Raw genomic sequence first — 9219 nt, 5'->3', positions numbered from 1 at the left:
CCAGTTATATTGGCTATTCCTGCAAATCCAACACTGACCTATCTCAGCTAAGGCCGCATGGATACTGGGCGCCCGCCATATTTCAGCACCGACTACGTACCGTTCAGCGCATCGCGCATATTGGCTTTTGGGAAATCCACGTTGACGCCGTTGAAGGCAGGTATATAACCTGGTCAGAAGAGACCTGCGTCATCTTGGGCATTCGGCACGACGATCTTCAGCACGGGTTTGATAGTTTTGTTTCGTTTCTGCACCCCGGGGATCGGGAGCGAGTGCTTTATGCGATCGACAGAGCTGCAAGAAACGAGGGACCACTCGATATCGAATGCCGGATGAAGCGACCTACTGGCGAAGTCCGATATGTCCATTCGCGCGGAGATCTGATCCATGGAAATGATGAACAGGCCATTCTCTTCGGCACAGTGCAGGACATCACCGACCGCATCATGCGCCAACATGAAGCCGAAAAAAATGCGTTGCTGCTTCAAATTGCCAGTCGGATTTCCCATTTGGGCGGCTGGAAATTCGATGTTGGCACGGGCCACGTAATCTGGTCTGATGAAGTTTGCAGAATTCATGAAGTGCCATGCAATACGTCCCCCACGCCGCAAGAAGCAATTAACTTTTATGCACCAGAATGGCGTCAGAAAATTCAGGCACGGTTTGATGCCTGCATCAAAAATGGCGTGCCTTATGATGAAGAGTTGCAAATAATCACTGTGACGGGACGTACGGTCTGGGTGCGTGCAATTGGCGAACCGGTACGCGATGTGGAAAATGTGATTACCGGCATCCAAGGCGCTTTCCAGGACATCAGCGAGAGAAAGCGTACTGAGGAAAATGCGCAGCTTCTTGAGCAGCGCATGACAACGACCTTGGATAGCATCACGGATGCCTTCTATACATTGGACCGTCAATGGCGATTCACTTACCTGAACAGGGAGGCGGAACGACTGTTTCAAAGGCCGCGCCAAGAGCTACTTGGTAAAGTGCTGTGGGAAGAGTTTGGCGCTTTGCAGGGGCAGATCGGCTATCGTGAATTCCATCGAGCGGTGCAGGAAAATTGCACGGTCGCATTCGAGGAGTTTTATGCTCCTTACCATGTTTGGTCCGAGGTCAGAGCCTATCCATCGGAAGAGGGCCTGACTGTCTATTTCCACGACATTACAAACACAAAAAAAACCCAGGAGGCGTTGCAGGTAAGCGAAGAGCGGTTTCGAATCATTGCAAAAAGCACCAATGATGCTCTCTGGGATTACGATTTGATTAGCAATACGAACTGGCGCAGCGAAACCGTCATGAATCTGTTCGGCTACGCTCCCGAGGAATTTGAGGGGTCAATCAACCTGTGGAGCGACCGCATTCACCAAGATGACAGAAGCCGGGTATTAAACAGTCTCGATGCTGCCCTGACGGGTGAGGGCGACCGCTGGAGCGATGAATACAATTTTGTTCGAAAGGACGGTTCGATATCGTATGTCCTTGACCGTGGATTCATCATCCGAAATGGTGAGGGCAAGGCAACACGTGTAACGGGCGCCATGGTTGACCTTACCGAGCGCAGGGAAGCGGATGCGCGTCTGCGCGAACAAGCCTCCTTGCTGGACAAGGCAAAGGACGCGATAGTCGTGCGTGGGCTCGACAACCGAGTGCACTACTGGAACAAGGGCGCCGAACGGCTATATGGCTGGACCGCGGAGGAAGCTATCGGCCGTTCGGTGGCAGAGCTTCTCTACGAAGATCCGACCGACCTTCACGATGCCACTCGTCAGGTGATAGAGCTTGGAGAGTGGAGCGGTGAAATTACGGAGCGTCGAAAGAACGGCACGACGTTGCCCGTCGAGGCGCAGTGGACGCTGGTGCACGATGAAGCCGGCCAGCCGAAATCAATATTCGCAATTAAAACTGATATCAGCCTACGCAAAGCGGCTGAACGCAGGGTCCAGCAGCTAGCTTTCTATGATCCGCTGACCCAGTTGCCAAACCGCCAGCTTTTAATGGATCGGCTAGAGCGGGCAATGGCAGCCGGCACACAGAGCGGCCATGTGGGTGCGCTGCTGTTTATCGATCTCGATGACTTCAAGTCTTTGAACGACACCCTTGGCCACGCTACAGGCGACCTATTGCTGCAGCAGGTCGGTCTACGGCTTACCGCTTGCGTCAACGATACCGATACCGTTGCACGTTTTGGAGGCGATGAATTCGTTGTGCTTCTAGAGCGAATTGGCGAGAACATCGAGGAAGCGGTAGCCCGAACAACGTCCAAGGGCGAAAGCATTCTCGATGCCCTGAATCAAATCTACCACTTGGGTGACTATGAGCATAACAGTACCCCAAGTATCGGCATCACCTTGCTTAAGAATGACGAGGTTGACATCGGCGAGTTACTGAAGCAGGCCGACATGGCCATGTACCAGGCCAAAGCAGCGGGCCGCAACACCTTGTGCTTTTTCGACCCACGAATGCAGGCGGCAGTGTCCGCACGGATGTCGCTGGAAGCCGACCTGCGGCAGGGCTTGCGTGAACGACAGTTCCTGCTCCATTACCAGCCGCAGGTTGACAAGGCTGGCCGGATAACGGGCGTAGAGGCCCTGATCCGTTGGCAGCATCCCAAGCGGGGAATGGTTTCCCCACTGGAGTTTATCCAGCTAGCTGAAGAGACTGGTTTGATTCTGCCTTTGGGTGAATGGGTACTGGAGACTGCATGCCGGCAGTTGGCAAGCTGGGCTGCCGTACCGAAGCTGGCGGATCTGGAAATTGCCGTGAATGTCAGCGCCCGTCAATTCCATTATCACGGCTTTGTCGAGCAAGTGTTAGGCGCGTTGGCCATTACCGGTGCAATTCCACAGCGGCTTAAACTCGAACTGACGGAAAGTATGCTGTTCGAAAACCTGGAAGGCACCATCAGCAAAATGAATGTGCTAAAAGCGCGCGGTATTAGCTTCGCACTGGACGACTTTGGCACCGGGTATTCTTCCCTGGCCTATCTGAAGCGGTTACCGCTGGATATGTTGAAAATTGACCGCTCGTTTGTCCGTGACCTGCTGACTAACGCGAATGATGCAGTCATCGCTCGCACGATCATTGCACTAGGATGCAACCTGGGACTGAAAGTTATCGCCGAAGGCGTGGAAACAGAAGATCAACGGGACTTTCTCTTTCAGCATGGCTGTGACGCTTACCAAGGTTATCTGTGTACCAAACCTCTTCCCGCGCACGATGTTGCAGCAATCATAGCCACCAGGTCAGGCACCATGCCTAACGGGAACCAGACCAGTTAAGTGATCCAACTATGTTATTGCTGGAGCGCCTACCATTAAGCATGGTCTTCATTTGGCAGCCTGTTCAAAATGTGGATGCCCGGTCGCAACGGCTTAAAGGGAGAGGCCGTCCATCTCAGCGCAGGCATCTGGAAGAATTAAGACCCGTCCCTCGACCATTTTCCACGCTCTCCGCGTTGCCAAATCTGGCTATGGCCTCGTCCGCGCATACAGCGCATGGTATCGTTGTCAGAACGTGTTCATGGCCGCCTCTCCCATGACCTGCATCGCAATCTCGACAAAGGCCGTCAACAGAATGGGCGGCGCTGGCTGCAGCCAGGCCAGATACGTCATGCTTTCCAGCGGCCGGCCGCGCAGCGGCTTGTAGAGCAGGCCATCAAAATGCATTCTTTGCACCGAAGCGGGCGCGAACGCGATGCCAACCCCGGCACTGACCAGGCCCAGCGCGGTGTAGACTTGGCCCACGTCGAGCGGCCGCTCCGGCACAAAGCCGGCCAGCGCGCAGGCGCGCATGATCGCAGCATGGTAGTCGGGCGCCAGGTGCTGGGTGTAATTAATGATCCGTTCCTTCGCACATTCCTCGATCGACACCACGTCGCGTGCCGCTAACGGATGGCTGGCCGGCACTGCGACGACGAAAGGCTCCGTCAGCAGCAGTTGCTTTGTCACTGCCGACAGGTCAGTAACCGGGCGGACGAAAGCAATGTCGACCTCCCCCTGCTCAAGCGCACCGACCTGGCCGATGACAGGGAACCAGCGCAACTGCACGTCGACTTCAGGAAACCGCTGATTGAACGCGCGCAGGATGGGCGGCAGCAAGGTGTACGCCGTCTGCTCGAAAAAGCCCACTGCCAACTTGCCGGTTTCGCCGCGCTCGGCGCGCTGGGTTTCCAGCACCGCCGACTCCGCTGCCCGTAGTACTTGCCGGGCCTTGACCAGGAACACCTGCCCCGCATCGGTGAGCTCGACCTGGCGCCGCGTTCGATTGAAGAGAGTGACGCCCAGCTCTTTTTCCAATTCACGGATCTGCCGGCTCATCGGCGGCTGCGCGATATGCAGGCGGCGGGCGGCACGGGTGAAATGCAGTTCTTCAGCGACGGCGATGAAATAGCGCAAATGGCGCAAGTCCATTTCGGTACCTTTAAGGTATCAATAGCGAACCAATTCGCTATTTTACGTATGAGTATAACCGGCCTATGATTTGACTTAAGCGGGATCGCCGCACCGCATCCGATTAAATTAAGGAGACAGCCGTGAAACTCAGCAAGACCCAGCTCGAGACGTACGACCGCGATGGCTTTCTGGTCATGCCCGGTCTTTTTTCGACAGACGAAGTGGACGCAATGAAGGCCGAATTGCGCCGCATCCAGGACATCGACACCGACCACTTGGTGCGCGAGCGCAGCGGTGGCGTCGCCAAGACAATCTACCGGGTGCATGAGGATAACGGCCCGACCGCGTCGCCCGTGTTTCATGCGGCGTCGCGATGCCCGCGCATGCTCGAGCCGGCGCAAGGCGTGCTGGGCGACGAGAGCCTGTATGTCTACCATACCAAGTGTAATTTGAAGACAGCCATCGATGGCTCGGTCTGGCAATGGCACCAGGACTACGGCACCTGGCGCAAGGATGGCGTGCCAGAGCCGGCGCTGACCACCGCTCTGGTCATGCTCGACAAGCCCACCGAATTCAACGGCTGCCTGTATTTCATCCCGGGTAGCCATAAGGTCGGCAACCTGGAGCCGCGCTTCGACGAAGCGACTGCCTACAAATTCTGGGTGGTGCCCAAGGAAGACCTGCTGGACATCATGGAACGCAGCCCCGAGCCGGTACCCATCACCGGCGAGCCCGGCACCGTCGTATTCTTTCATCCGAACATCCTGCACGCGTCCGGCCACAACCTGTCGCGGCATGACCGCTGGGCTATTTACGTGGTCTACAATCAAGTGGCAAACAAGCCGCTGGATGTGCCGAACCCGCGCCCGGACTATGTCCGTTCGACCAACTTCGCGCCGCTGAAGCCAGGCAGCGACGCTATCCTGACGACACGCCAGGTGGCGGCATGAATGCGGCAGGGCAGGGCAGCACCATGGCACCGCAGGCTGCCGCGCACCGGCCAGTGCTAGGCGCTTCGCAGATCGCGCAATACCATGCCGCCGGCTTCCTGACGATGCGCGCCATGCTGGAGCTGGCGCTGCTGCAGCGCTTGAATACAGCAATCGACCGGATCTGCACGGAAGCCGGCAAACTGACAGAGAAGACAGCGCATATCGACCTCGATGCCTTTCACACGCCCGAAAGGCCGCGCATCCGTCGTATTTCCAGCCCGACCGAACTTGACCCGGTTTTTATCGACACCGCATTCTATTCGGTCCTTGGCGACATTGCGGCCGACCTCGTCGGCGGGCCGGTCAAGTTCTACCATTCCAAGGTCAATTTCAAGTTGCCCGAAGGCGGCGCTGAAATCGGCTGGCATCAGGACTGGGCGGTATTCCCGCATACGAACAGCAACATCGTGGCGCTGAGCGTGCCGCTGAACCCATCGCGCTCGGGCAACGGATGCCTGCAGACCATACCCGGCAGCCATCGACAAGGGCCGCGCAGCCACTGGGACCAGGGGCTCTATACGCTCAATTGCAATGCCAGCATGACGGCTGCGGATATGGCGCAGATCGTGGACAACGAACTCGACCCGGGCGACATTGTTGCCCACCATGGCCTGGCGGTGCATGGTTCCAGCGCCAACCTGTCCGATGCGGTGCGGACCACCTATATCATCCAGTACGTCGCAGCAGACGCATTTGCGTATACCGACCCGGTCATCGACAGCCGCCACCGCAACCGCATGGTGCGCGGCGAACCGTCGCGCCATGCCCGGGTCGAGCCGGGCGTGATCGAATTGCCGCCCAGCTTCAGGAACGGCTATGCGGGAATATTTACGCTGCAGGACCAGCGGCCCCGGTAGAAGAACTTGGTGTCGCGGATGACTGCGCGGGAGCGCGATGACGACGATGTCGGCTGGCTGCGGGCACATGGAACTCCGGAAGCACAAGGTTCTGCTTGCCTGAGCCCCTTCGTGAGAATGTAACTGTTGCAGTAAGCGCTTGGTGCTTCGATAGCAGCAGTTGTATGGCGGGGACGGCTTAACCGACCTGGCAAAGGCGGCTGGACCATGTCGCAGTTCGGTGAGGGGTGGGCAACGCCCCCCTGATCGACCACTGGTGCAAAATTGGTCATTAATGGAGAAGGCCAACCATGTTTGGGTTGGAGCCGCGTTTCTTTAATTGCTCAGCCTTGCCGAAGCCTTAATTTTTTCGGCATTTCGACCAGGAATTCGTGACGGACAACTAACTCAACAGCAGATGGAGTCGCGTTCCTCGCCGGATCAAGCGAGGAAATATCAATCGCAGACTGCTGGATCAGACCCACTCACGGCCGTCAATATTGATTTAAGGAAAGCATTCCAGCAGCGTGCTAATCAGGTGCGATCCGGATTTAAATGCTTTAGACTGGTGCGAAAATTATCAGTAAGGTTACAGGCGCACCAGAGGATTGCAAACACAAAACCTATACCTTCCGAAATCCACCCAAATATCTTGCCGGCGATGCGGCATGTTTATTGCTAACAGAATATTCGATGAATAAAGACCCGGTCCGTATTGGCCTGCTGTTCTCAGAAACAGGTGTGACTTCCGAACTGGAGTCATCTCAACTGTATGGTGCGTTATTTGCCATCCAGGAGATCAATGCACAAGGCGGTGTTGACGGAAGGGAACTAGTTGGTGTTCGCTACGACCCGCAGTCCGACAACACCAGTTATAAGCGATTAGTGGAGCAATTGATCACTGAAGACAAGGTTAATGTGATCTTTGGTGGTTATATGTCGAGTAGCAGAAAGGCAATGCTTCCGATCGTCGAGAAATACAATAAGCTATTGTTTTACCCGGAACAGTACGAAGGCTTTGAATTTTCGAATAATGTTATTTATACGGGTGCGGCTCCGAATCAAAATATTGTCCAACTCGCCGACTATATGGTTTCCCGGTTCGGGAATCGAATTTACATGATCGGATCTCGCTACAATTATCCGTACGAGACCAACCGCACGATGCAATCGCTTATCTCAAATTTCCCCGGGAATGCAATTGTGGGCGAGCGTTATGTCAGTCTCTATGCCAACTTTGCTGCTATCGAAGAAGTGGTAAAAGATATTATCGAAAAACGCCCTGATTTTATCTTTTGCACGTTAATCGGGAGGTCCGTTTCCTACCTGTATCAGGCATTCTGTAATTTTGGTCTCGACCCTGGCACTATGCCAATTGGGAGTCTCAATACTTCTGAAGCCGAGATTGCAATCATGGGTGCGGATGCGGCTTGTGGACATTTTACCTCATCTCCTTACTTTCAAAGTATCGATTCTCCTGAAAATCGTAATACGCTTGCCCGATTTTTTGAAAGTTCTTACGGTACTCTCGCCATACCGAATATGAACTGGGAAGCATCCTACTTCGGAATGAAACTATTTGCCAAGGCATTCGAAAAGGCTGGTAGCGACGATATCCAATCCCTTCTTCCGTGCCTTCTCGGCAGCGAAATAGATGCACCTCAGGGGAACGTTCGCATTAGCCCGTCCAATCATCATGCAAGCTTGTACCCCCGCATAGGCCAAGCCAACAGTCAGGGACAATTTACGATACTCAAAGATGCTGTTCAGCGGGTCGAACCTGATCCGTATATGGTGCATCACAAATGGGACAGGCAAGACTCCAAGCCTCTCGAAAAGGAAACAACGTGACCCAGCCCGCTTATCGAAGAGTTACAAGCTTTACGAGATCCGTTTTATCCAGGACACCCCAGATAAAAGTATTTTGTCCCGAGGATCTAGATGGACTCACGCTTTCACAGCAACTGAAGCGGATCGGGTGCACTGTTGAACTCCGTTGGCCGCCACCACAGGAGATCGACGGCCAGATCGATCTCATCTTCTTGTTTATCGCCCCCGAGGCTGAGGAAACATCTTATCCATGGCTGCAACAGGATCACCCCCCCATCGTATCGGTGATCAATTTCGAAAACCCGGCGGTTGTCGACGAGGCATTACGGATTGGCGCAATGGGAATGCTGGTGAGTCCCGTACATGCTCTTGGCGTACTGTCAACGGTCATGATGGCGCTCCAGCATGCCAGACACTACGAGAAAACTGAAGAAAGAATTCGACGACTTGAAAACAAGGCGACCAGCGCTCGAACTATCGAAGAAGCCAAAAAAATTCTGATTGCCATGCATGGGGCATCTGAATCCGACGCGTACGAAATGCTACGAACTCAGGCGATGAATTTGCGATTGCAGATTGAAGATGTCGCCAGCCAGGTTATTCAGGCAAACAAGATATTATTCAACGCAATTCCAGCAGGGTTAAAAAAGTCAGTCAGCAGCGAATAGTTAGATACCAGAAAATCCGCTCGGCGAATGGATTTCTATTACTGGCTTATAATGGGCGTGGATTTACTTGTATCGCGCTAAGATTATTTATAGATACATTCCATAAACGCACGGCCGCAGCGTTTAATTTCTATCGCCTGACTTTTACTTCAGACAGTCATGCTCGTCACGCTGCCTTTTTGTGTGATTAGTCGATTTGGTAGGAGGATTTCGCCGAACGGCATATGTATTTTCCGTGTGCAACATTTTGCGCTGCGATTTTCACGAGCTATCGCTGAAATAGGCGAGCAATGCAGATTGCGCTGGATTACGCCAAAAATTTGTTGGGGAAAAATTCATTTCGGGGTTGACACGTACCAAGCCGCCGAATAGTATCTGAAGGTAATCCATGTGTGCGCCAACGATGTCGACACATGGAATCGGCAAAAAAGCCCGAACCGAGCATTGCTCGGCGCGGGCTTTTTTTCGTCTTTCGTTTTCTTGGATTTCCTCGGAGAAG

At 54.2% G+C, this 9219-nt stretch carries 6 protein-coding genes; 5 read left to right on the top strand and 1 reads right to left on the bottom strand.

Annotation, left to right across the window (positions count from 1 at the left end):
• Positions 1 to 8: 8 nt before the first annotated feature.
• Complete coding sequence (locus tag QOL82_RS27475; RefSeq protein WP_346772321.1) at positions 9 to 3281, top strand: EAL domain-containing protein; 3273 nt, start codon at positions 9 to 11, stop codon at positions 3279 to 3281.
• Positions 3282 to 3509: 228 nt separating this feature from the next.
• On the opposite strand, the gene QOL82_RS27470 is transcribed toward QOL82_RS27475, so the two are convergent.
• The gene (locus tag QOL82_RS27470) at positions 3510 to 4412 is read right to left on the bottom strand and encodes a LysR family transcriptional regulator (RefSeq protein ID WP_283445515.1); all 903 of its coding nucleotides are present in this window, start codon (positions 4410 to 4412) and stop codon (positions 3510 to 3512) included.
• 122 nt (positions 4413 to 4534) lie between these two features.
• Between QOL82_RS27470 and QOL82_RS27465 the strand changes: the two genes are divergently transcribed.
• From QOL82_RS27465 to QOL82_RS27450, 4 genes are all read left to right on the top strand, one after another.
• On the top strand, positions 4535 to 5344 hold the full coding sequence (locus QOL82_RS27465) for a phytanoyl-CoA dioxygenase family protein (protein ID WP_283445514.1): 810 nt from the start codon (positions 4535 to 4537) through the stop codon (positions 5342 to 5344).
• Positions 5341 to 6243, top strand: coding sequence for a phytanoyl-CoA dioxygenase family protein (locus tag QOL82_RS27460; RefSeq protein WP_283445513.1), 903 nt, complete (start codon positions 5341 to 5343; stop codon positions 6241 to 6243). Before QOL82_RS27465 ends, QOL82_RS27460 begins: the two co-directional genes overlap by 4 nt.
• A gap of 672 nt (positions 6244 to 6915) precedes the next feature.
• Positions 6916 to 8073 (top strand): transporter substrate-binding domain-containing protein, encoded by a 1158-nt coding sequence (locus QOL82_RS27455; protein WP_283445512.1) that lies wholly within the window; start codon positions 6916 to 6918, stop codon positions 8071 to 8073.
• Positions 8070 to 8720 (top strand): ANTAR domain-containing response regulator, encoded by a 651-nt coding sequence (locus QOL82_RS27450; RefSeq protein ID WP_283445511.1) that lies wholly within the window; start codon positions 8070 to 8072, stop codon positions 8718 to 8720. Before QOL82_RS27455 ends, QOL82_RS27450 begins: the two co-directional genes overlap by 4 nt.
• Positions 8721 to 9219: the final 499 nt, after the last annotated feature.

The sequence above is a fragment of the Noviherbaspirillum suwonense genome (assembly GCF_900182955.1).
Taxonomy (GTDB): domain Bacteria; phylum Pseudomonadota; class Gammaproteobacteria; order Burkholderiales; family Burkholderiaceae_D; genus Noviherbaspirillum_A; species Noviherbaspirillum_A suwonense.
Note: the sequence above shows the minus strand (reverse complement) of the source record. Positions and strands in the feature narration are given on the sequence as shown.